21 protein-coding genes are annotated in these 21,891 nt (G+C 55.0%); 13 read left to right on the top strand and 8 right to left on the bottom strand.

Going from position 1 to position 21,891, the window contains the following annotated elements; translation table 11 throughout:
* Window positions 1–7: 7 nt before the first annotated feature.
* Together ruvA and ruvB are read left to right on the top strand one after the other, a co-directional pair.
* The gene (gene ruvA, locus GC090_RS08865) at window positions 8–622 is read left to right on the top strand and encodes a Holliday junction branch migration protein RuvA (protein ID WP_006120270.1); all 615 of its coding nucleotides are present in this window, start codon (window positions 8–10) and stop codon (window positions 620–622) included.
* A gap of 8 nt (window positions 623–630) precedes the next feature.
* On the top strand, window positions 631–1,635 hold the full coding sequence (ruvB, locus tag GC090_RS08870) for a Holliday junction branch migration DNA helicase RuvB (protein ID WP_006120271.1): 1,005 nt from the start codon (window positions 631–633) through the stop codon (window positions 1,633–1,635).
* Here ruvB and znuB read toward each other — a convergent pair whose 3' ends face one another.
* Entirely contained in the window at window positions 1,636–2,421 is a 786-nt protein-coding gene (gene znuB / locus GC090_RS08875) for a zinc ABC transporter permease subunit ZnuB (RefSeq protein ID WP_033741977.1), read from the bottom strand.
* On the bottom strand, window positions 2,418–3,173 hold the full coding sequence (gene znuC / locus GC090_RS08880) for a zinc ABC transporter ATP-binding protein ZnuC (protein WP_033741975.1): 756 nt from the start codon (window positions 3,171–3,173) through the stop codon (window positions 2,418–2,420). The genes znuB and znuC overlap by 4 nt, the downstream gene beginning before the upstream one ends.
* 77 nt (window positions 3,174–3,250) lie before the next feature.
* Here znuC and znuA point away from each other — a divergent pair, with 77 nt between their 5' ends.
* The 3 genes from znuA (at window position 3,251) to lpxM (ending at window position 6,632) form a co-directional block, all read left to right on the top strand.
* Window positions 3,251–4,198 (top strand): zinc ABC transporter substrate-binding protein ZnuA, encoded by a 948-nt coding sequence (gene znuA / locus GC090_RS08885; protein ID WP_039343147.1) that lies wholly within the window; start codon window positions 3,251–3,253, stop codon window positions 4,196–4,198.
* 14 nt (window positions 4,199–4,212) lie between these two features.
* Complete coding sequence (mepM, locus tag GC090_RS08890; protein WP_033741971.1) at window positions 4,213–5,544, top strand: murein DD-endopeptidase MepM; 1,332 nt, start codon at window positions 4,213–4,215, stop codon at window positions 5,542–5,544.
* Window positions 5,545–5,657: 113 nt separating this feature from the next.
* Window positions 5,658–6,632, top strand: a complete 975-nt coding sequence (lpxM, locus tag GC090_RS08895) for a lauroyl-Kdo(2)-lipid IV(A) myristoyltransferase (protein WP_039343145.1) — start codon at window positions 5,658–5,660, stop codon at window positions 6,630–6,632.
* 28 nt (window positions 6,633–6,660) lie between these two features.
* On the opposite strand, the gene GC090_RS08900 is transcribed toward lpxM, so the two are convergent.
* Both GC090_RS08900 and pyk read right to left on the bottom strand, forming a co-directional pair.
* The gene (locus tag GC090_RS08900) at window positions 6,661–7,893 is read right to left on the bottom strand and encodes an MFS transporter (RefSeq protein ID WP_033741967.1); all 1,233 of its coding nucleotides are present in this window, start codon (window positions 7,891–7,893) and stop codon (window positions 6,661–6,663) included.
* Window positions 7,894–7,977: 84 nt separating this feature from the next.
* Complete coding sequence (gene pyk / locus GC090_RS08905; RefSeq protein WP_033741964.1) at window positions 7,978–9,420, bottom strand: pyruvate kinase; 1,443 nt, start codon at window positions 9,418–9,420, stop codon at window positions 7,978–7,980.
* Between the two features lie 803 nt (window positions 9,421–10,223).
* On the opposite strand from pyk, the gene zwf reads away from it, so the two are divergent.
* Entirely contained in the window at window positions 10,224–11,699 is a 1,476-nt protein-coding gene (zwf, locus tag GC090_RS08910; protein ID WP_006120280.1) for a glucose-6-phosphate dehydrogenase, read from the top strand.
* Between the two features lie 189 nt (window positions 11,700–11,888).
* Window positions 11,889–12,527 carry a bifunctional 4-hydroxy-2-oxoglutarate aldolase/2-dehydro-3-deoxy-phosphogluconate aldolase gene (locus GC090_RS08915; RefSeq protein ID WP_033741962.1) on the top strand — a complete coding sequence of 213 codons (639 nt, stop codon included), beginning with the start codon at window positions 11,889–11,891 and terminating at the stop codon, window positions 12,525–12,527.
* A 37-nt stretch (window positions 12,528–12,564) separates the two neighbouring features.
* Here GC090_RS08915 and purT read toward each other — a convergent pair whose 3' ends face one another.
* Complete coding sequence (gene purT / locus GC090_RS08920; protein ID WP_205956619.1) at window positions 12,565–13,743, bottom strand: formate-dependent phosphoribosylglycinamide formyltransferase; 1,179 nt, start codon at window positions 13,741–13,743, stop codon at window positions 12,565–12,567.
* Window positions 13,744–13,915: 172 nt separating this feature from the next.
* Here purT and GC090_RS08925 point away from each other — a divergent pair, with 172 nt between their 5' ends.
* The gene (locus GC090_RS08925) at window positions 13,916–14,560 is read left to right on the top strand and encodes a tellurite resistance TerB family protein (protein ID WP_324021401.1); all 645 of its coding nucleotides are present in this window, start codon (window positions 13,916–13,918) and stop codon (window positions 14,558–14,560) included.
* A gap of 117 nt (window positions 14,561–14,677) precedes the next feature.
* A complete protein-coding gene (locus tag GC090_RS08930; RefSeq protein ID WP_033741960.1) occupies window positions 14,678–16,750 on the top strand; it encodes a prolyl oligopeptidase family serine peptidase in 2,073 nt (690 codons plus the stop codon).
* Here GC090_RS08930 and exoX read toward each other — a convergent pair.
* Window positions 16,734–17,402, bottom strand: coding sequence for an exodeoxyribonuclease X (gene exoX / locus GC090_RS08935; RefSeq protein WP_033741958.1), 669 nt, complete (start codon window positions 17,400–17,402; stop codon window positions 16,734–16,736). The genes GC090_RS08930 and exoX overlap by 17 nt on opposite strands.
* Window positions 17,402–17,632: a DNA polymerase III subunit theta gene (locus tag GC090_RS08940; RefSeq protein WP_006120290.1), complete on the bottom strand. Its 231-nt coding sequence runs from the start codon at window positions 17,630–17,632 to the stop codon at window positions 17,402–17,404. The genes exoX and GC090_RS08940 overlap by 1 nt, the downstream gene beginning before the upstream one ends.
* Window positions 17,633–17,782: 150 nt before the next feature.
* On the opposite strand from GC090_RS08940, the gene copC reads away from it, so the two are divergent.
* From copC to GC090_RS08960, 4 genes are all read left to right on the top strand, one after another.
* Window positions 17,783–18,157, top strand: coding sequence for a copper homeostasis periplasmic binding protein CopC (gene copC / locus GC090_RS08945; RefSeq protein WP_033741957.1), 375 nt, complete (start codon window positions 17,783–17,785; stop codon window positions 18,155–18,157).
* A 4-nt stretch (window positions 18,158–18,161) separates the two neighbouring features.
* Entirely contained in the window at window positions 18,162–19,037 is an 876-nt protein-coding gene (gene copD / locus GC090_RS08950; RefSeq protein WP_033741956.1) for a copper homeostasis membrane protein CopD, read from the top strand.
* A 28-nt stretch (window positions 19,038–19,065) separates the two neighbouring features.
* On the top strand, window positions 19,066–19,413 hold the full coding sequence (locus GC090_RS08955) for a YebY family protein (RefSeq protein ID WP_324021406.1): 348 nt from the start codon (window positions 19,066–19,068) through the stop codon (window positions 19,411–19,413).
* Window positions 19,414–19,770: 357 nt separating this feature from the next.
* Window positions 19,771–20,229: an MEKHLA domain-containing protein gene (locus GC090_RS08960; RefSeq protein ID WP_058701798.1), complete on the top strand. Its 459-nt coding sequence runs from the start codon at window positions 19,771–19,773 to the stop codon at window positions 20,227–20,229.
* A gap of 56 nt (window positions 20,230–20,285) precedes the next feature.
* Here GC090_RS08960 and GC090_RS08965 read toward each other — a convergent pair whose 3' ends face one another.
* Window positions 20,286–21,830 (bottom strand): methyl-accepting chemotaxis protein, encoded by a 1,545-nt coding sequence (locus GC090_RS08965; protein WP_324021408.1) that lies wholly within the window; start codon window positions 21,828–21,830, stop codon window positions 20,286–20,288.
* Between the last annotated feature and the right edge of the window lie 61 nt (window positions 21,831–21,891).

Here is a 21,891-nt window from a genome sequence, read left to right on the forward strand (position 1 = left end):
GCATCAGGTGATAGGTCGTTTACGGGGAACCATTCTGGAAAAGCAGCCACCGCTGGTCCTGCTGGAGGCGCATGGCGTTGGTTATGAAGTCCATATGCCAATGACCTGTTTTTATGAACTGCCTGAGCTTAATCACGAAGCGATAATCTTTACGCAATTTGTGGTTCGTGAAGACGCGCAACTGCTGTTCGGCTTTAACAGCAAACAGGAACGTGCCCTGTTTCGTGAACTGATAAAAGTCAACGGCGTTGGGCCGAAACTGGCGCTCGCTATTCTGTCGGGCATGTCCGCTCAGCAGTTTGTCACGGCGGTGGAAAAAGAAGAGATTGCCGCACTGGTCAAACTGCCGGGTGTGGGCAAGAAAACCGCCGAGCGTCTGGTTGTCGAGATGAAGGATCGCTTTAAAGGGATGCATGGCGATCTGTTTGGCGGTGACTCGGCCTTTACGCTGACCACGCCGGGCCCGGAACCCGAAACCAACGACGCCGAAGCGGAAGCGGTTGCAGCGCTGGTGTCCCTGGGTTATAAACCGCAGGAAGCGAGCCGCATGATCAGCAAAGTGGGTCGCCCTGACGCGGATTGTGAAACATTAATTCGCGAAGCGCTCCGCGCCGCTATTTGAGGTAATTCATGATTGAAGCCGATCGCCTGATCTCCGCCGCCAGCGTTAGCGAAGAAGAGAGCCTCGACCGCGCCATCCGGCCTAAGATGCTGACCGAGTATGTCGGCCAGCCGCAGGTGCGGGAGCAAATGGAAATTTTTATCAAAGCGGCCCAACTGCGTGGCGATGCGCTGGACCATTTGCTGATTTTTGGCCCACCCGGGCTGGGAAAAACCACCCTGGCGAACATTGTGGCTAATGAGATGGGCGTCAATCTGCGCACCACCTCCGGTCCGGTGCTGGAGAAAGCGGGCGATTTGGCGGCGATGCTGACCAACCTTGAGCCGCATGATGTGCTGTTTATTGATGAGATTCACCGCCTGTCACCGGTCGTTGAAGAAGTACTGTATCCGGCGATGGAAGACTATCAGCTGGATATCATGATTGGCGAAGGTCCGGCAGCGCGATCGATTAAGCTTGATCTGCCGCCGTTTACGCTGATTGGTGCCACTACGCGCGCGGGCTCACTGACGTCGCCCCTGCGAGATCGTTTTGGTATCGTGCAGCGGCTGGAATTCTATCAGGTGAAAGATTTGCAGCATATTGTCGGGCGCAGTGCCGCCTGTCTGGGTCTGGCGCTGAGCGAGGAGGGAGCCCTAGAAATCGCCCGTCGCTCTCGCGGCACGCCGCGTATTGCTAACCGACTGTTACGCCGGGTGCGTGATTTTGCAGAAGTGCGGGCAAACGGTAACTTAAGCGGCGAAGTCTCAGTGACCGCGCTGGACATGCTTAACGTTGACAGCGAAGGTTTCGACTATATGGATCGTAAACTGCTGCTGGCGATTATTGATAAATTCACCGGCGGGCCGGTGGGTCTGGATAACCTTGCGGCGGCGATTGGTGAAGAGCGGGAAACGATTGAAGATGTCATCGAGCCCTTCCTGATTCAGCAGGGCTTTATTCAACGCACACCGCGCGGCCGGATGGCCACGCAGCATGCTTACCGTCATTTCGGTATCACCAAAGAGGCGTAATCACAGCGCCGGTTTGCGCACCATACTGACGATAAACAGTATGGCTGCGCACAGCACCACAGACGGCCCCGCAGGCGTGTCATAAAACGCCGAGAAGGTTAACCCGCCGGTCACTGCCATTACCCCGATCAGCACCGCAATTGCGGCCATCATTTCCGGTGAACGTGCAAAGCGTCGCGCCGTCGCAGCCGGGATAATCAGCAGCGAGGTGATGATCAGCGCCCCGACAAATTTCATCGCCACGCCAATAGTCAGCGCGGTCACCAGCATCAGGATTAACCGGGTGCGTTGAATATTCACCCCATCGACCTGCGCCAGTTCGGGGCTGATGGTCATCGACAGCAACGCGCGCCACTGCCAGGCCATGACCGCTAAAACACAACCTACGCCCGCAGCCATTGCCCCGAGATCGGCAGGGGTGACCGCCAGCAAATCGCCGAACAGGTAGGCCATCAAATCGACCCGCACATTCGACATCAGGCTGACGACCACCAGTCCCAGTGACAGCGCACTGTGCGCCATAATGCCCAGCAAGGTATCAATGGCCAGATGCGGTCGGCGTTCCAGCCAGACCAGCCCCAGCGCCAGACAAACCGTGACCAGAATCACGGCATAATAAGGATTTACATCCAGCATTAAACCAAACGCAACGCCCAGCAGTGAGGCATGCGCCAGCGTGTCGCCAAAGTAAGACATCTTGCGCCAGACGACAAACGAACCCAGAGGACCGGCAGCCAGCGCCAGCATGACGCCGCCCAGCCAGCCCGGTAGCAATAATTCAATCATAGTGGACCCGGTCCCTTGCGAAGTACGATACGTCCCTTTAAGTCGTGACGATGATTATGGTGATGACGATAGATAGCCAGTTCCTGCGCGCCGCGTGGCCCAAACATGGCAATAAATTCCGGATGCTGGGAGACAGCCTCGGGCGTGCCGGAACAGCAGATATGATGATTGAGGCACAGTACTTCGTCTGTCTTGGCCATGACCAGATGCAAATCATGAGAGACCATCAATACCGCACAGTTCAGCTCATGACGAAGCTGGTTAATCAAATCATAGAGCGCGACCTGACCATTGACGTCCACGCCCTGTGTCGGCTCATCCAGCACCAGCAACTGTGGCTGATTAAGCAGCGCACGCGCAAGCAGGACGCGCTGCATTTCGCCGCCGGACAGTTTCTGCAGGGGAGAGGTCAGCAGGTGACCGGCCTGAACGCGTTTGAGCGCAGGCAGAATGTCCTGATGACGTGCACCACGTGACAAACGCATAAAACGCTCGACAGTGACCGGTAACGTCGGATCGATGTGCAGTTTCTGGGGCACATAACCAATACGCAGGTTCGCACTGCGATGCACCTGACCGGATGAGGGCGCGAGCAGGCCGAGTACCACGCGCACCAGCGTCGATTTACCCGCGCCATTGGGACCCAGCAGCGTCAAAATTTTACCAGGATGAAGCGCCAGGCTCACGCCAGACAGGACGGTGCGTTGAGCAAACTGGATGGAGACATTTTCAAGTGTGACAAGTGATGGCATAAGATTTACAGGTTGCGCAGAATTTCGAATGTTATAATATCACATCCAATCTGTTGATGACGAAGGAATGACGCATTATGTTACATAATAAAAAAGGGGTGGGTTTTACCCTGGCTGCGCTTGCTTTTGCTACCGCCGTTGCTTTGCCCGCTCATGCCAATGTAGTGGCCTCCATTAAGCCTGTTGGCTTCATTGCCTCTGCGATTGCGGACGGGGTAACACCGGTGGAGGTCTTGCTGCCTGATGGCGCATCCGAACATGATTATGCCCTGCGTCCGTCTGATGTAAAACGCTTACAAAACGCGGACTTAGTGGTCTGGGTGGGACCAGAAATGGAAGCGTTTATGACCAAATCAGCCGCCGCCCTGCCAGAAAAAAAGAATCTTGAGATAGTACAAATTCCCGGCGTAAAAACGATGCTGCTGCGGGGCGGTGAAGACGATGATCACGATGACCATGAGGCAGCAGAGCACGATCACGATGCAGAGCATCATCACCATCACGGTGAGTTTAATATGCACTTGTGGATGTCACCTGAAATCGCGCAAAAAACCGCGGTTGCAATCCATGAAAAATTATTGGAACTTATGCCGCAGGATAAAGCCAAACTTGACGCCAACCTGCAGCATTTTGAGGCAGAATTAGCGGACACAGATAAGCGCATTATCTCACAGCTTGCCCCCGTTAAAGATAAAGGGTATTTCGTTTTTCACGACGCTTACACGTACTTTGAAAAACACTACGGTCTCTCGCCCACCGGGCATTTTACCGTTAACCCAGAAATTCAACCGGGTGCACAGCGCTTACATCAAATTCGAACACAGTTGGTTGAGAAAAAGGCCGTTTGCGTCTTTGCTGAGCCACAATTCAGGCCGGCGGTCATCGATGCTGTTGCCCGTGGAACGCAGGTGCGTAAAGGCACGCTCGATCCACTGGGCACAGACATCAGCTTAGGAAAAGACAGCTATGTGAAATTCCTCTCACAGCTGTCGAGCCAGTATGAGACCTGCCTGAAAGGAGCATAGAGGAATAGTTTAACGTGCAGCAGATAGCCCGCTCTGTCGCCCTCGCATTTAATAATTTGCCGCGCCCCCACCGCGTTATGCTGGGATCGTTAACCGTTGTTACTCTGGCCGTCGCAGTCTGGCGGCCTTATGTTTACCATCCGAATGATGATGTTACGCCCATCGTCAAAGCCATTGAGTTAGACAAAAACGAGTTTCGCACACTGCTTCCTGAAGCCAGTGAACCTATCGATCAAACCACGCCCGAACCCGATGAAGAACTGCCTTCAGACGACGTCGATCAGGATGTCGCCGATACGGCAGGCACGCACGATTACACCGTCTCCTCTGGTGACACGCTCAGCAGCGCACTGAACCAGTATGGCATCGACATGAGCGACATTAATGCGCTGGTGGCCAGCGATAAAGATCTGCGTAATTTGCAGGTCGGTCAGCAGCTCAGCTGGACGCTCAATGATGCCGGCGCACTGGATACCTTTACCTGGGAAATCTCGCGTCGTGAAACCCGCACCTATACGCGCACCGATAAAGGTGGCTTTAGCATGCAGTCGCAGATGCAAAAGGGTGAATGGCGCAACAGTGTGATTCAGGGCGAAGTCCGCGGCAGCTTCGCCGCCAGCGCTATGCGTGCCGGTTTAAGCAGTGCAGAGGCCAGCAGCGTGATCAAAGCCATGCAGTGGCAGATGGATTTTCGTAAGTTACGCGCGGGCGATAAATTCAGCGTGCTGATGTCGCGCGAAATGCTGGAAGGCAAGAGCGCGCAAAGCCAGCTACTGGGTGTGCGTTTGCGCAGCGGCGGCAAAGATTATTACGCGTTCCGGGCCGAAGACGGCAAATATTACGACCGCAGCGGTGCGGGCCTGGCGCGAGGCTTTATGCGTTTCCCCACTGTGAAACAGTATCGTGTCTCGTCGAACTTTAATCCGCGCCGTCTTAATCCGGTGACGGGCCGAATTGCACCACACAAAGGTGTCGATTTCGCGCTGCCGGTTGGTACGCCTGTGCTGGCTGTGGGCGATGGCGAAGTCGTGGTGGCCAAAAACGGCGGTGCCGCCGGTAACTATGTGGCCATCCGTCACGGCCGTCAGTATATGACGCGTTACATGCACCTTAAAAAAGTGCTGGTGAAACCGGGGCAAAAGGTAAAGCGTGGCGATCGTATTGCGCTCTCCGGCAATACCGGCCGTTCAACCGGACCGCATCTGCATTTTGAGATCTGGATTAATAATCAGGCTGTTAATCCCCTGACGGCCAAGCTGCCGCGCATGGAAGGTCTGACGGGCAAAGATCGTTCGCAGTATCTTGCTCAGGTCAAAGGCTGGTTACCGCAGTTGGGGATGAAGTAAATACTTTGATAACGTCGACGGCATGGCCGTCGACTTTTTTATCTCTGGCGCAGGATGATTGCAAATTTACTCGTCGCCACTATCATTAGCCCGTCATTGATTGAGGCGAGTGCATGGAAACCCGTAAAAAAAATAACATTGAATTTATTCCCGTTTTTGAACGTTCTTTTTTAAAGCCAAAATACTGGGGCAGCTGGCTGGCCATTGGCGCGCTGGCGGGTATTGCATTGATGCCGCCTCGCGTGCGCGATCCGCTTCTGGGAGGGCTCGGCAAGTTTGCTGGTAAGCTGGCGAAGGGCGCGCGTCGCCGTGCGCTCATCAATCTCTATTACTGCCTGCCTGAATTAAGCGAATCTCAGCGTGACGCGATCGTCGATCAGATGTTTGCCACCGCACCGCAAGCCATGGCCATGATGGCCGAGCTGGGTATGCGCGATCCGGCACAGATCCGACAGCGGGTTGAGTGGCACGGTCGGGAAATCATTGATCAACTGCAGGCCGACAAGCAGAACGTGATTTTTCTGGTGCCGCATGGCTGGGCTGTGGACATTCCGGCCATGCTGCTGGCCTCAGAGGGACAGATGATGGCCGCGATGTTCCATAACCAGAGCGATCCGCTGGTGGACTATGTCTGGAACCGTGTCCGCCGTCGTTTTGGTGGTCGTATGCATGCGCGCAACGATGGCATTAAGCCGTTTATCAGTTCGGTCCGTCAGGGCTACTGGGGCTATTATCTGCCTGACCAGGATCACGGGCCGGAACACAGTGAGTTTGTCGACTTCTTTGCCACTTACAAAGCTACCTTACCCGCCGTTGGCCGGTTGATGAAAGTCTGTCGCGCCCGCGTCGTGCCGCTGTTTCCGGTGTATAACGGAGCAAGGCATAAGCTGGAAATTTACGTTCGTCCGCCGATGGATGACTTACTCGAAGCGGATGACCGTCAACTGGCGCGCCGGATGAATGAAGAGGTAGAAGTGTTTGTGCGTCCGCATCCGGAACAATATACCTGGATACTGAAACTGCTTAAAACCCGAAAAGCGGGTGATGTCGAACCCTACTCGCGAGACGAGCTTTATCCTCGTAAATAAAGAAAGGCCGCATGGCGGCCTTTCTGATTTAGACGGGCGTTACTTTGGCGTGACGCCTGCGTTCCCGCAGAAACATCAGCACCAGGCCAAACCACAGGACACCACTGATAAAGTTGATCAGGCTAAACCAGATCACCCCACCGCTAAAATAGAAGTGCTTCGCCAGCTCAATGCCGGTAGCCAGTGTCAAAATGCTGATCATGCCCAGCATGGCCGCGACGCTGCCTTTACCTTCATCGCTGGCATAGAGCGTCAGCCGGTAAAGTCCGGCATTCACCATCCCGCCGCCGAACGCGTACAGGCTTAATCCTGCGGTGATCAACAAATAGCTGTGTGTGTTTATCAGCGTGGCAAATAAAGCAAGGCTTAACCCGAGTAATATGGGCCAGGCGGCAAATTTCACGGGTTGCTCAATCGGCATCCGGCCAACCAGTTTACTCAGGGTCAGGTTACCGGCAATCATTGCCATAAATACCGGCAGCTGGAGCAGGGCGTACTCCATTCGTGAAAGCCCTTCATCACGCATCAGGATGACCGGGGACAGGGCCACCCAGGTCAGAATGGGAATGAAAACCAGTCCGATGGCAAAGGAACCAAACATCACCTGACGATCTTTTATCAGTCGGCCATAATTGCGCGCCAGCACCGGCAGCGCAATGGACTGGTGACGATCGCCGGCGGTTTCAGGCATGACCCGCCAGAGTACGATAAACGCCACGGCGCTGCAGGCGGCAAACAGCCAGAACATACTGCGCCAGCTTCCGACCGTGAGCCAGGCGGCGCCGGCCAGAGGCCCGGCGAGCGGTGCCAGCAGGGCGACATTCGCCATCAGCGCCATAATGCGCACGGCCAGTGCTTCCTCGAACGCTTCCTGAATGGCTGCATAGCCGACCGCACCAATAAAACACAGGCTAATTCCCTGCAGGAAACGCAGACTGACGAACTGCTCAATGTCACTGACCCAGGTAGTCAGAATACAGGCGGCGGCAAAAAACAGAATGCCGGACAGCAGCACGGGCCTGCGGCCATATTTATCGGACAACGGGCCAAGCAGCCATTGTAAAACCACGCCACCCAGCAAATAGGCCGTGAGAGAGGTAGAAACCCACTGATCGCCTACGTCGAATTCGGCGGTGACCAGCAACATGCCGGGTTGGATCATATCGTGAGCAATATAGGTGGCGAACTCATAAAGCACCATCGCCAGCGGAAACAGCATCACGCGTCCGGTCAACTGGCGGATGGGTTGATAACGGGCCATCTGGCCTCCTTATGAAAAAACAAAAAACGCGACTGCAAGGCAGCCGCGTTTAAATGGTAATACAGATGTGTATGAAAAGCGGTATTAATCGACGCGCAGCACCCGGCCGGTGTTAGTCGTGCCGGTTGCCCCCATCACATCCCCTTGCGTGACGACTACTAAATCACCGGAGACGAGGAAGCCTTTGTCACGCAGCAGATTAACGGCGTCATGGGCGGTGGCCACGCCTTCGTTATCGCTGTCGAAAAACACGGGCGTCACGCCGCGATACAGCGCGGTGATATTCAGCGTACGTTCGTGGCGCGACATGGCAAAGATCGGCAAACCTGATGTGATACGTGAGGTCATCAATGGCGTACGACCGGATTCCGTCATGGTAATAATGGCGGTCACGCCCTGCAGGTGATTCGCCGTGTACATGGCTGACATGGCGATCGCTTCTTCGATATTATCGAACTGCACATCCAGACGGTGTTTAGAGACGTTCACGCTTGGGATTTTCTCGGCACCCAGACAGACTTTTGCCATGGCGGCAACGGTCTCCGCCGGATACTGACCGGCAGCGGTTTCGGCTGACAGCATTACCGCATCGGTGCCGTCCAGCACGGCGTTGGCGACGTCCATGACTTCAGCGCGCGTCGGCATAGGATTGGTGATCATTGATTCCATCATCTGTGTCGCGGTGATGATGGTACGGTTCAACTGGCGCGCACGGCGTATAAGGGCTTTCTGAATCCCGACCAGTTCCGGATCGCCAATTTCCACGCCCAGGTCGCCACGGGCAACCATCACCACGTCAGAGGCCAGAATGATGTCATCCATGGCTTCCTGCGAGGCGACCGCTTCGGCACGTTCTACTTTCGCGACCATTAACGCGTCACAGCCCGCATCGCGCGCCAGACGGCGTGCATAGTGCATGTCCTCACCACAACGCGGGAAGGACACCGCCAGATAGTCCACGTTGATTTTGGCGGCCGTGATAATATCGGCTTTGTCTTTCTCCGTCAGGGCTTCAGCCGACAGGCCTCCGCCCAGTTTGTTGATGCCTTTATTGTTAGAAAGTGGGCCACCTACTGTTACTTCGGTAAACACTTTGACGCCCTGAACCTCCAGCACCTTCAGCTGGACGCGACCATCATCCAGCAGCAGGATATCGCCGGGTACCACATCCTCGGGCAGACCTTTATAGTCAATGCCAACGCGTTCTTTATCGCCTTCGCCTTTGCCCAGTGCCGCATCAAGCAGGAACCGGTCGCCCACGTTCAGGAAGACTTTACCTTCTTTAAAGGTGGATACACGAATTTTAGGGCCTTGCAAATCGCCCAGAATGGCCACATGTCGACCGAGTTTTGCCGCAATCTGACGCACTTTATCGGCACGCATCTGGTGATCTTCGGGCGTACCGTGTGAAAAGTTAAGACGCACAACGTTGGCACCAGCAGCAATGATTTTTTCGAGATTGTTGTCGCGGTCAGTGGCTGGGCCGAGAGTGGTTACGATCTTGGTTCTTCTTAAACGTCGGGACATAGAGATTCCTTTGAATTTTGGAACTGAGCTGAATCGTCACTTTTTAAGGTATTAGCCCGTCAGATACTGATTACCACACAGAGGTATTATTATACATTCGAGTGTGTCAGAACTGTGGCACTGCGCCCGGAAGACGTCCAGTAAAGGCGCTTTTGTCAGATACAATACTGAGACTCACCGAGGAAGTCATCCCCCCTTCGACGCTAGCGCCAGCTTAATTGACCAGACGCAAGTGACGCAGCCATTCTGCGTGTCACGACGCGGCAGGCTGAACAGCCCGTTCATCTGTATCGTAGTTACAGCCGGGCCGCGCGTAACAGACCAGGCTGTTGCGGTCGTTCGTTTGCCGGTGGGGAAGGCATCGTCTGTTGTTTGGCCCACGAAACCGGTGTAAACAGCGAAAAGTGTAAAGCGGCAAGTGTTGCACCGGCGCATTATCCCGACCGGATAGGGAGTAAATATCTGTTAGAATGGATAAATGCTGAGAAGAAAGACAATGCTGCCGGGGTGACCCTGTAGAATCAGCCGCGGGGCAAGGTCTGATAAGTCGGCTGGCCCTTTTTTTGCCATAATCAGCGTCGCACTGGCTGCAGCCAGACAATTTTTGACACAGAAAAATAAGCGAAAGCGCACGGGTCAACCTACCACAGACGCGAATTACGCGCAGAGTAAGTAGGGTGACGCCGCGGGCTGGTTTACCTGGCCTGGGGAAAAAAGTACATTGTGCTGAAAGTAAATAACAACATGGACCCGGTGCTCAGGATGCATCGCCACCGGGACTATCCTGCAACGAGGAGAGGAAAATGGCGGTAACACAAATAGCCCAGGCATGCGATCTGGTAATTTTCGGCGCCAAAGGCGATCTCGCCCGTCGTAAACTGTTGCCCTCGCTGTATCAGTTAGAGAAAGCGGGTCAGATTCATGAAGAAACCCGGATTATCGGCGTTGGCCGTGCAGAGTGGGATAAAGCTGAATACACCAAAGTGGTGCGTGAGGCGTTAGAAACCTTCATGAAGGAAAAGATTGACGAAGCGCTCTGGGATAAGCTCAGTAACCGTCTCGATTTCTGTAACCTTGATGTTAACGATACCTCGCATTTCCCAAGACTGGGTAAGATGCTGGATCAGAAAAACCGCACCACGATTAACTATTTCGCCATGCCGCCCAGCACCTTCGGGGCCATTTGTCAGGGCCTCGGCATGGCCAAGCTCAATGCGAAACCGGCGCGCGTGGTGATGGAAAAACCGCTCGGCACGTCGCTGGAAACGTCAAAAGAAATCAACGACAGCGTAGGCGAGTATTTCGATGAGAGTCAGGTATTCCGTATTGACCACTATCTGGGGAAAGAAACGGTTCTGAATCTGCTTGCGCTGCGTTTCGCAAACTCCATCTTCGTGAACAACTGGGATAACCGCACCATCGATCACGTGCAGATTACCGTGGCTGAAGAGGTGGGCATTGAAGGCCGTTGGGGTTACTTCGATAAAGCCGGGCAGATGCGCGATATGATCCAGAACCACCTGTTACAGGTGCTGACCATGATAGCAATGTCTCCGCCTTCCGATCTCAGTGCCGACAGCATACGCGATGAGAAAGTGAAAGTGCTGCGTTCGCTGCGTCCTATCGATCAGACGAATGTGCGTGAGAAAACGGTGCGGGGTCAGTACACCGCCGGCTTTGTGCAGGGCAAAAAAGTTCCCGGCTACCTGGAAGAAGAGGGCGCCAACAAAACCAGCTCTACGGAAACCTTTGTGGCCATTCGCGTCGATATCGATAACTGGCGCTGGGCGGGCGTGCCCTTCTATCTGCGCACCGGTAAGCGTTTGCCGACCAAGTGTTCTGAAGTCGTGGTGTACTTCAAAAACCCGGAGATGAACCTGTTTAAAGACTCTTACTCCGAGTTACCGCAGAACAAACTGACCATCCGTCTGCAACCGGATGAAGGGGTGGACATTGAGATCCTGAATAAGGTGCCGGGTCTGGATCACAAACACAAACTGCAGACGACCAAGCTGGATCTGAGTTACTCAGAAACCTTTAACCAGTCTCATCTGGCGGATGCGTACGAGCGTTTACTGCTGGAATCGATGCGCGGCATTCAGGCACTGTTCGTGCGCCGTGACGAGGTGGAAGCCGCCTGGACTTACGTTGACTCCATCATCAACGCCTGGGCCGCAGATGGTGATTCCTCCAAACCTTATCAGGCCGGCACCTGGGGACCGGTGGCGTCCGTCGCGATGATCACGCGAGACGGCCGTTCCTGGAATGAATTCGAATAATCCCTTCCCAGCCCGCATAATGCGGGCTTTTTTTTGCACCACCTCTCAAAAATGAACTGCTGTTTTAAAAATTTTATCCGTTGATGGACGGTGAAACGGAGAATCCTGTATGGTAGTCGTGCTGTTAACCGGACTGGCGCTGTAAAGGCTTCGGCGCAGTGATCACAATGTTATTTACCAGGGGAAGTGATGAAAAACTGGAAAACGAGTGCAGAACAGATTCTGAAAACCGGACCGGTCGTGCCGGTAATCGTGGTTAACAAGCTGGAACATGCGGTTCCCATGGCTCAGGCGCTGGTCGCCGGCGGCGTCAGGGTGCTGGAAGTGACCTTACGCACGCCCGTGGCGATGGATGCCTTACGCGCCATTATCAAACAGGTGCCAGAGGCTATTGTCGGTGCGGGAACGGTGCTGAACACACAGCAGCTCCAGGAAGTGACGGAAGCGGGCGCACAGTTTGTAATCAGCCCTGGTATCACCGAGTCCTTACTCAAGGCCGCCGTTGAAGGACCAGTTCCGCTTATTCCCGGCATCAGCACGGTGTCAGAATTAATGACCGGCATGGATTACGGTCTGCGAGAGTTTAAATTTTTCCCGGCCGAAGCCAACGGCGGGGTAAAAGCGCTACAGGCCATCGGTGGGCCTTTCCCTCAGGTGCGTTTCTGTCCGACGGGCGGTATCTCACCAGCGAATTACCGTGATTATCTGGCGCTGAAAAGCGTACTTTGTATCGGCGGCTCCTGGCTGGTGCCGAACGAGGCCCTGGAAGCAGGGGACTGGCAGCGTATTACGCAACTGGCCAGCGAGGCCGTCGCGGGGGCCCGCTAACGGGCAGACGGTGAGCCCGCAGGCTCACCGCATTCACTTAACCCTGAACGCTGACGGCAGCCGCACTGGCTACCGCGCGCGCAACAGCCTCTTCCGTTGTCTCGGCGCAGGCCAGAGCAACACCTAAACGACGATGACCTTCAATTTCGGGCTTGCCAAACAGGCGCAACTGCAAACCCGCCCCCAGTGCTGCTTCTACATTCGCAAACCGGACATTCTGGCTGGTTAACTGCGGCAGAATAACGGCTGAAGCAGAAGGGCCGTACTGGCGAATGGCCCCTACAGGCAGCCCCAGGAACGCGCGGACATGCAGGGCGAATTCTGACAGATCCTGCGAGATCAGCGTCACCATGCCGGTGTCGTGCGGACGCGGAGAGACTTCACTGAATACCACTTCATCGCCGCATACAAACAGCTCCACACCAAATAATCCATAGCCACCCAGTGCGTTGACCACGGTTTCCGCGATATGCTGGGCACGCTGTAGCGCCAGGTCGCTCATCTGCTGCGGCTGCCATGACTCACGGTAATCGCCGTCTTCCTGGCGATGACCGATAGGGGCGCAGAAATGAATGCCGTCAACGGCCCTGATGGTCAGCAGGGTGATTTCAAAATCAAACTTCACCACGCCTTCAACGATAACGCGTCCCGCCCCGGCGCGACCGCCTTGTTGCGCATAATCCCAGGCCTTATCCAGCTGGCTGGCATCGCGAATAAAACTCTGGCCTTTGCCGGATGAACTCATAACGGGTTTGACGATGCAGGGAAAACCAATCCCGGCGGCGGCAGCGACAAAATTTTCTTTGCTGTCGGCAAAGCGGTAGGTTGAAGTGGGCAGTGCCAGCTCCTCTGCGGCCAGACGACGAATGCCTTCGCGGTTCATGGTGAGGCGGGCAGCGCGGGCAGTGGGCACGACGCGCTGACCTTGCTGCTCCAGCTCCAGCAGTTTCTCTGTTGCGATGGCTTCAATCTCAGGCACCACGAAGTCTGGTTTCTCCTGGGCAATAACGGCGGCCAGTGCGTCGCCGTCCAGCATATTTATCACATGGCTACGGTGCGCTACATGCATCGCAGGCGCATTGGCGTAGCGGTCAACCGCAATCACTTCCACACCCAGACGCTGACATTCCAGCGCGACTTCTTTGCCCAGTTCTCCTGAGCCTAACAGCATGACGCGCGTGGCAGCAGGGCGTAGCGCAGTTCCGAGAGTCGTCATCATTTCACCTAAGCAGTCAACCAGTCAAAATTCGCGCGCAGTATAAACGAAAAGGTTTGCGTTCTCACCCCTTGCGCACATTTCATCTCGTTTGCGCTACTTTTCCTGCTCTGACGTTTCCTGACATCTTTTTGGTAATGATGATGTTTCTGAATGGTAACGGGAGTAAATAATGAATAACTGGCTGCAACAGATTCAATCAGTACTGGCAAAAAAGAGCGGTGACGGCAAATCCGGCGGCGGGCTGAGTGAGATGCTGGCCCCCGGTGCGCTGGGTGGCCTGGCGGGATTGCTGGTGGCCAGTAAATCATCACGCAAGCTGTTAACTAAATATGGCGGCAAAGCCTTAATCATCGGCGGCGGGGCAGCAGCGGGCGCGGTGTTGTGGAACAAATACAAACAGCGGGTGCGTGAAACCCATCAGAACGAACCGGGTTTTGGTGAGTTACAGACGCCGGTTGATCAGCGCGCAGAACGACTGGTCACGGCCTTGGTGTTTGCCGCCAAAAGCGACGGGCATATTGATGACCGTGAACGTGCGACGATTGAGCAGAACATTCATCAGGCAGGCTATGGTCAGGATGCGGAGAAACTGATCCAGCAGGCCATGCAGCGGCCGCTGGACCCCGAATGGCTGGCGGCGGATGTTAAAAATGAAGAAGAAGCACTGGAACTCTATTTTCTCAGCTGTGCCGCCATTGATGTTGATCATTTTATGGAGCGCAGCTACCTGTCGGCACTGGGCGACGCGCTAAAAATTCCGCAGGATGTCCGAAAAGGTATCCAGCAGGATATTGATCAGCAGAAGGCCAGTTAACCCATGTCCGGGCCCGTAACAGGGCCCTGAACACGCTCATACTCACTATCCCTGACTTGGCATCTGAAGACATTAGTGCCACCCTTAATGTTGATGATGTTCAGCAGGATGGATGATATGAAAGCACCTGACGCGAAAAAAATACCTTACGAGATGTCGCTGCATGGCGAGACGCGGGTCGATAACTACTACTGGTTGCGCGATGACAAACGCGAAAACAGCGATGTGCTGGACTACCTGCGTGCTGAGAACAACTATGGTCAGAAAATCATGGCGTCACAGGAGCCATTACAAAACCGTATTCTCCACGAGATCATTGACCGACTGCCGCCTCAGGACCATTCCGTTCCCTACGTAAAAAATGGCTACCGCTACCAAAGCCGTTATGAAAGTGGTAATGAATATGCCGCCTATTACCGGCAGCCTGCCAGTTATCAGGAAACTGATGAATGGACGTTGCTGCTGGATGCCAATCAGCGGGCTTCACACAGTGATTTTTATACTATGGGCGCGCTGCATATCAGCCCGGACAATCAGGTCATGGCCCTGGCTGAAGATTTCCTTTCCCGCCGCCAGTACGGCATTCGCTTTCGCAATCTGGAAAACGGGAGCTGGTATCCTGAGGTGCTGAATGATGCCTCTTCCAGCTTTGCCTGGGCGAATGATTCACGCACGCTCTACTATGTGCGCAAGCATCCGCAAACGTTGCTGTCTTACCAGCTCTGGCGGCATGAACTGGGCACGCCACAAAGCGATGACCAGCTGGTTTATGAAGAAAAGGATGATACCTTTCACCTCAGCATTCATAAAACCACCTCAAAACAGTTCATCCTGATCGTACTGGACAGTACCAATACCAGTGAAATTCAGCTGCTGGACGCCGATTTGCCGGACGCCCTCCCACAGGTCTTTCTGCCACGGCGACGCGATCACGAGTACAGCCTCGATCACTATGACTATACGTTTTTTATACGCTCAAACCGTGAAGGCAAAAATTTTGGCCTGTACCGCACGCGTTACCTCGACGAATCGCGTTGGGAAACCGTGATCCCCGCGCGTGACCATGTGGTGATGGAAGACTTTCAGCTCTTCCGTGACTGGCTGGTTGTCGAGGAACGCCAGCGCGGCCTTACCAGCCTGCGGCAAATGAACTGGCACACGGGCGAAACCAGCGGTATCGCATTTGACGATCCTACGTACGTAACCTGGCTGGCTTACAACCCCACGCCACGCACCAGTAAACTGCGCTATGGCTACTCCTCCATGACCACGCCTGCCACGCTGTTCGAACTGGATATGGACACGGGTGAACGCCGTATTTTAAAGCAGAGCAGCGTCAAAGACTTCAATCCGGATGAGTACAAAAGTGAACATCACTGGATTACCGTGACTGACGGCACCGAAGTGCCGGTCTCGCTGGTCTATAACCGCAAGTACTATCAGAAGGGACAGAACCCGATGCTGGTTTACGGTTATGGTGCCTATGGCAGCAGCATGGATGCGGACTTTAGCGTCAGCCGGCTGAGTTTGCTGGATCGCGGTTTCGTCTATGCACTTGTGCATGTGCGTGGCGGCGGTGAGCTGGGGCAACAGTGGTATGACGGCGGTCGTCTGCTCAATAAGATGAACAGTTTTACCGATTTTATTGACGTTACCCATGAACTGGTGGCAAGGGGTTTCGGGCACCCGGACCGGCTTTATGCCATGGGCGGCAGTGCGGGCGGACTGCTGATGGGGGCGGTCATCAATCTCGCACCGACCCTGTATCACGGCGTCGTTGCGCAGGTGCCGTTTGTCGATGTGTTAACCACCATGCTTGATGAATCAATTCCGCTGACCACGGGCGAGTATGACGAATGGGGCAACCCAAATGAGGCGAAGTATTACCACGCTATTCGTCAGTACAGCCCGTACGACAATATTGACGCCCGGCCCTGTCCTCATCTGCTGGTTACCACAGGCCTGCACGATTCACAGGTGCAGTACTGGGAACCGGCGAAATGGGTCGCAAAACTGCGTGAACATAAAACGGATGACACACTGCTCCTGCTCTGTACCGATATGGACTCAGGGCACGGGGGCAAGTCAGGGCGTTATAAAGCCTACGAAGGCGTCGCGCTGGAGCTGACCTTTATCATTGCACTGGCCCAGGGGAGTCTGCCCCCGCCTGACCTCAGGGAAGCTGACTGAGATATTTACGCAGCGCCTGTCGCAATGGCGGGCGCAAATCTTTGACGTTCTCCAGCATCCATTTCAGATAACCCGGATCTTTGCGGGCAATAACGGCCAGCGCCTGGCCGCGATACTTACCAAACGGCAGTACATCATCGCGCTGGGCGGCAGGCTGAGAGCGCTGGCTCATTTCAGCGGCGCTCCAGCCAGACAGGTCCATAATGCGGATCAACAGGGCCGCCGTAACATAGCAGTCGTAAAGTGCGCGGTGAGCATGTAAATCTGCGGGCGGCGTCACTTCCAGCTTCAGACTGTGCCGCAGCGCCTGATTCCCGTATTTGATGCCTGGCCACAGCTGGCGTGCCAGCGTCATGGTGCAGATCCAGTCGCCGGCCATCTCAGGCAACATCCGGCGGTCGAAGCTGGCATTGTGCGCGACATAATATGCACTGCCGTGGTAGCGCGTAATGGCATCTTCAATCGGCGGCTTACCCATCACCATCGCTTCAGTGATGCGATGAACGGCCATCGCCTGGCGGCTGATAGGGCGGTCGGGTGAAACCAAATCGCTCATAGGATTGACGATCTGGCCGTCAATCACATCCACGGATGCCACTTCGACAACGCCGCCTTGCAGCCCGCAGGTTTCTGTATCAATGACACGTAACATTATTTCTGTTTAGGCTCGTAGGGCAGGCGGGACAGATTCAGAGAGGCCTGGCGATAGTGCATCAAGCGCTGACGAAACCAGTCGCGCAGGGCTTCGGGTTGTTCACTGGCCACCATTTCAGCCACCACAGGCATGTTATAGCGTTCTTTAAATGCAACGCCTGCCGCCGCCAGATCAACGTTGACTTTGTCTTTCTCTTCCTGCGACAGCAAGGCAAGGTTATGACTCATGATATTCTCCTGATATGCGTGCGCAAAAGTAATGTTTTCCTCCGCCATACGCAAGGTAAAGGATAGCATTGCTGGCCTCGACAGTTAAATTGCAGCGGCGTATTCTTGCGCCACGTTTATGGCCTTACCAGGCGTTAACAGGATGATGTTATGAAGAAAACATTACTTTCGCATGGCGCAATGATCGCGTTTGCGACCTCGACACTGGCTTTTAGTCCGTTCGCGCTGGCGCACGCGCATCTTACGTCCTCTGTCCCCGCCGCAAAAGCCGAAATATCGCCCGCGCCGCAGCAGATAACCCTGAATTTTACGGAAGATGTTGAGCCCGCGTTCAGCGGCGTTGAGGTGGTGGATGCTCAGCATAAAACGATTGCGGGCAAGATCAGCCGCGATAAAGCCCGGCATAACCAGTTACGGGTTAACTTCGCTCAGCCGCTGACTCAGGGCGCGTATCAGGTAAACTGGCATGTGCTGTCCGTGGACGGGCATAAAACAAACGGAAATTATACGTTCACCGTGAAGTAATCCTGTGACGACACTGTGGGTGGTGCTGCGGGCACTGCATTTTACGGCGGTTATAGTACTGGTCGGCAGCCATTTTTGTACGACGCTGCTGGCGCCCGTTTCGTTACGGGCGGCGCTGATATCGCGCCTGTCACGCCTGATGACAGGCAGTGCAATCCTGGCACTCCTGACTGCGCTGTGTATGCTGGCCGCGCAGACGGCATTGATGAGTGGCGACTGGCACAACCTGGCCGTGCCGGACGTATGGATGGCGGTGCTGTCTACACACTGGGGCGCGGTGTGGCAATGGCAACTCCTCTTTTCGTTGTGCAGCGTAGCCGCTATCCTGATGCGTGACCCGCAGCGGCAGTGGATCGGGTGGCTGACCAGTCTGCTACAGTGTGGTTGTCTGGCGCTCATCGGCCATGCCGCGATGCGGGAGGGGTTAGCTGGCATCGCGCAACAAGGTAATCACGTTGTACATCTGATCGCCGCATCTTTTTGGACGGGTGGCCTGGTGCCGTTACTGGTGTTGATGCAGATGGCACGGAACATTGCCTTCCGAACCACCGCAATCCGCACGATGATGCGTTTTTCCCGCTACGGGCATCTGGCTGTGGCCCTGACGCTGGTCACCGGACTGGTAAACAGCCTGCTGATTGCAGGCTGGCCGGGTGACTGGTCGCTTAACCGTTATGTTGTACTGTTGCTCTGTAAAGTCGCGTTGGTGGGCCTTATGGTGATGATTGCGCTCTGGAACCGCTACCGATTAGTTCCGCGTTTTCATGTCGCTGGCCTGGGCGCACAGCAGCAGTTTATTCGCATGACTCAGCTGGAAATTGTGCTGGCATGCGGCGTAGTGGGGTTGGTGAGTGTGTTTGCTACGCTGTCGCCAACCTGAAATGATCGACATTCAAGAAAGGAACGTTATGTTGCTGAAAAAAGCGATCCCTGCATTGCTGTTATTCACACTGGCTGGCCAGGCGCTGGCGTCACAAATTATCACCGTCAGCCGCTTCGAAATTGGCAAAGACAAATGGCCCTTTAACCGGGAAGAGGTGATGTTAACCTGCGAGAAAGACGGCGCGCTGTTTGCGATTAACCCCAGCACGCTGATGCAGTATCCCCTCAACGACAAAGCGGATGCGCAGTTCAAGGCCGGTCAGGTTAAAGCGCAGCCGATCAGCGTGATTCAGGCCCCGGATAAAGCCCATCCGGATCAGATGATGAGTCTGCAGCCCATCGTCGAACGTGCTCAGGCGCTGTGCGCGAAATAACACGCGATACGGCAGAGTTGTCAGCAAAATTGTTTAGCCGATCACAAACCTGTCGGTTTTTTGCACAGCGCCGCTGCGCTGGCTGGAAAATCTCCTGTCTTGGCCTACGCTTTACAGGCAAGGCGAAAGCCTGAACGAATGCCAACTTTTAGCGCACGGCTCCTTGAGAGCCCTTTCCCTGGACCGAATACCTGGAATAGTGTTCGGTCTTTTTTTATACCCGACGCGTCTTAATATCCATCCCGGCCGCAAAACAGCCAAAACGCACCTGGCGCTGTCATCTTCCCGCCCTTGATCTCCCCCTGTAATCCCGCCACATTAGCGTTTCGCATTCTGATTTTCGTTACGGAGAGAAGCATGTCGTCTGAACAGCAAATCGCCTTACTGAAACGCATTGATGACCGCTACCGGATGCTGACTGGCAACGGATTATACTGTCCTGAGCACGTAGCCGATCGTTACCGCTGGCTCCACGAGGATGCGCCGTACAGTATTCTCGCGCATAACCGCGAGGCCGATCCGGTTTTTGTCTATGCTAACCGCTGTGCGCTGGATTGTTTTCACTACAGCCTGGCGGAGATGCTGCAACTGCCCTCACGGCTCAGCGCCGGGCCTGCCGACAGGGCGGAGCGGCAGCGTTTGCTGGACAGTGTGAGGCGCAATGGCATCGCCACAGGTTATAGTGGCCCGCGCGTCAATAAACAGGGTGAGACCTTCACCATCTACGAGGGTGAAGTCTGGCAGTCAGAAGAACACGAAGCGGACTGGGGGCAGGCTGCCTTGTTCTGGCCTCGTCCCCGTCAGTCCAGAAAGTAAAACAACGTTGTGCCACGTCATACCTTACCTGCGATGACGTGGCGCAATGGCGTGCGTTACACGCGGAAGGCTTCTACCATGCCGCGCAGCGCATGGGCCTGCTCGGACAGAGATTGTGAAGCCGAAGACGATTCTTCCACCAGTGCCGCGTTATTCTGCGTTACGCTGTCCATCTGACTCACCGCGACGCTGACCTGTGAAATGCCCTGCATCTGTTCGGCGGAGGCAAGGGAAATTTCATCCATCGCACTCGCGAGGTCGCCCACCATGCTGACAATTTTCAGGATACTTTCACCCGTACCGTTGGCCACTTTGACGCCGCTTCCCACTTGCTCCACCGCCTGCTCAATCAGGGATTTTATCTCTTTTGCGGCAGTGGCGCTGCGCTGGGCCAGCGTGCGGACTTCGCCTGCCACGACCGCAAACCCGCGTCCCTGTTCACCCGCCCGCGCGGCTTCAACGGCGGCATTCAGCGCAAGAATATTGGTCTGAAAAGCAATGCCTTCTATCACGCCGGTGATATCGCGAATTTTGGCGGCGCTCAGGGAAATATCGTTCATGGTTTCTGACATCCGGTGGACATCACTCTCACCGCTGCGGGCCAGCTCTGCCGTTTCACGCGCCGTTGAGGCCGTAGTTTGAGCACCGGCGGTATTACTTTTTACCGTCGCAGTTAACTGCTCCATGCTGGCCGCCGTTTCCTGCAAGGCAGCAGCCTGCTGTTCAGTACGCGAGGAGAGTTCGGTATTTCCCTGGGCGATTTCCTCTGCCGCCAGGGCAACATTGCCCGACGTTTGTTTAATTTCTGAGACCAGCCCGCGCAGCTTCGCCTGCATACCATCCAGGGACGCAAGCAGGCTGGTGGTGTCATGGCGACGCAGCGAAACGCTGGATGTCAGGTCACCCGCCGCAATTGCAGCGGCCAGCGCCTGCGCCTGGGCGGGCTCACCGCCCAGTTGACGCATCAGCACACGCGTAATCACATAGCCGGTTGCTACCGAGAACAGGACAGAAAGCACGGCTAACAGCACCAGCGTTACCGACGCCCGGCTGGTGGACTGGCTGTTAACTTCTACGGCGTTACGGCTGCTATACATCAGAATATCGGTGGCTTTATTAAGCGCATCCAGCATATTTCGCTGCAGTGGACGCAGGGTCGTCATGAGATAGCGCGTCGCTTCTGTTTGCTCATTTTTTAGTCCCAGTTGCCCGGCCGTCACGAAGGACGCCATCATCGGTGCTTCAAGTTCCCTGATATGATTCAGGGCAGCCTGTTCTTCTGCTGTAGACTGAGTCTGCATCATGGTTTCAAGCGTCTCGCGGTTTTGAATGAACAATGCTTTCTGCGTATTAAGGCGCTGTAACTCTGGCTGCATTTCTTTTTCGTCGGTGAGCAGGGCCAGGTTTCGCACGGCTATCGCCAGATCGCGCAGTCCGCCACGCATATCCAGAATAAGTTGGTATTTTCTCATTTTGCTGTTCACGACATCGTCCATGCCTGTTTTGGCATGATGCAGGGAGGTCAGAGAAACGGCAGTACAGAGGATCAAAAGGAGAATGAGCAGGCCGAAACCCGTCGCAAGCCGTGTAGAGATTTTCATAATAAGATTCCTGATAAGGAGCGGTTTCGTTCTCTATCGGCATCAGAAGCATAAATAATTA

This window comes from Pantoea sp. JZ29, from assembly GCF_035190385.1.
Taxonomy (GTDB): domain Bacteria; phylum Pseudomonadota; class Gammaproteobacteria; order Enterobacterales; family Enterobacteriaceae; genus Pantoea; species Pantoea stewartii.

Coding starts and splice junctions, on each gene's coding strand:
- GC090_RS08960 (WP_058701798.1), top strand. CDS start 19,771: ATGTCGTCTGAACAGCAAATCGCCTTACTGAAACGCATTGATGACCGC.
- lpxM (WP_039343145.1), top strand. CDS start 5,658: ATGGAAACCCGTAAAAAAAATAACATTGAATTTATTCCCGTTTTTGAA.
- GC090_RS08900 (WP_033741967.1), bottom strand. CDS start 7,893: ATGGCCCGTTATCAACCCATCCGCCAGTTGACCGGACGCGTGATGCTG.
- ruvB (WP_006120271.1), top strand. CDS start 631: ATGATTGAAGCCGATCGCCTGATCTCCGCCGCCAGCGTTAGCGAAGAA.
- exoX (WP_033741958.1), bottom strand. CDS start 17,402: ATGTTACGTGTCATTGATACAGAAACCTGCGGGCTGCAAGGCGGCGTT.
- GC090_RS08930 (WP_033741960.1), top strand. CDS start 14,678: ATGAAAGCACCTGACGCGAAAAAAATACCTTACGAGATGTCGCTGCAT.
- GC090_RS08925 (WP_324021401.1), top strand. CDS start 13,916: ATGAATAACTGGCTGCAACAGATTCAATCAGTACTGGCAAAAAAGAGC.
- pyk (WP_033741964.1), bottom strand. CDS start 9,420: ATGTCCCGACGTTTAAGAAGAACCAAGATCGTAACCACTCTCGGCCCA.
- GC090_RS08940 (WP_006120290.1), bottom strand. CDS start 17,632: ATGAGTCATAACCTTGCCTTGCTGTCGCAGGAAGAGAAAGACAAAGTC.
- znuC (WP_033741975.1), bottom strand. CDS start 3,173: ATGCCATCACTTGTCACACTTGAAAATGTCTCCATCCAGTTTGCTCAA.
- znuA (WP_039343147.1), top strand. CDS start 3,251: ATGTTACATAATAAAAAAGGGGTGGGTTTTACCCTGGCTGCGCTTGCT.
- copC (WP_033741957.1), top strand. CDS start 17,783: ATGAAGAAAACATTACTTTCGCATGGCGCAATGATCGCGTTTGCGACC.
- purT (WP_205956619.1), bottom strand. CDS start 13,743: ATGACGACTCTCGGAACTGCGCTACGCCCTGCTGCCACGCGCGTCATG.
- znuB (WP_033741977.1), bottom strand. CDS start 2,421: ATGATTGAATTATTGCTACCGGGCTGGCTGGGCGGCGTCATGCTGGCG.
- GC090_RS08965 (WP_324021408.1), bottom strand. CDS start 21,830: ATGAAAATCTCTACACGGCTTGCGACGGGTTTCGGCCTGCTCATTCTC.
- GC090_RS08915 (WP_033741962.1), top strand. CDS start 11,889: ATGAAAAACTGGAAAACGAGTGCAGAACAGATTCTGAAAACCGGACCG.
- zwf (WP_006120280.1), top strand. CDS start 10,224: ATGGCGGTAACACAAATAGCCCAGGCATGCGATCTGGTAATTTTCGGC.
- GC090_RS08955 (WP_324021406.1), top strand. CDS start 19,066: ATGTTGCTGAAAAAAGCGATCCCTGCATTGCTGTTATTCACACTGGCT.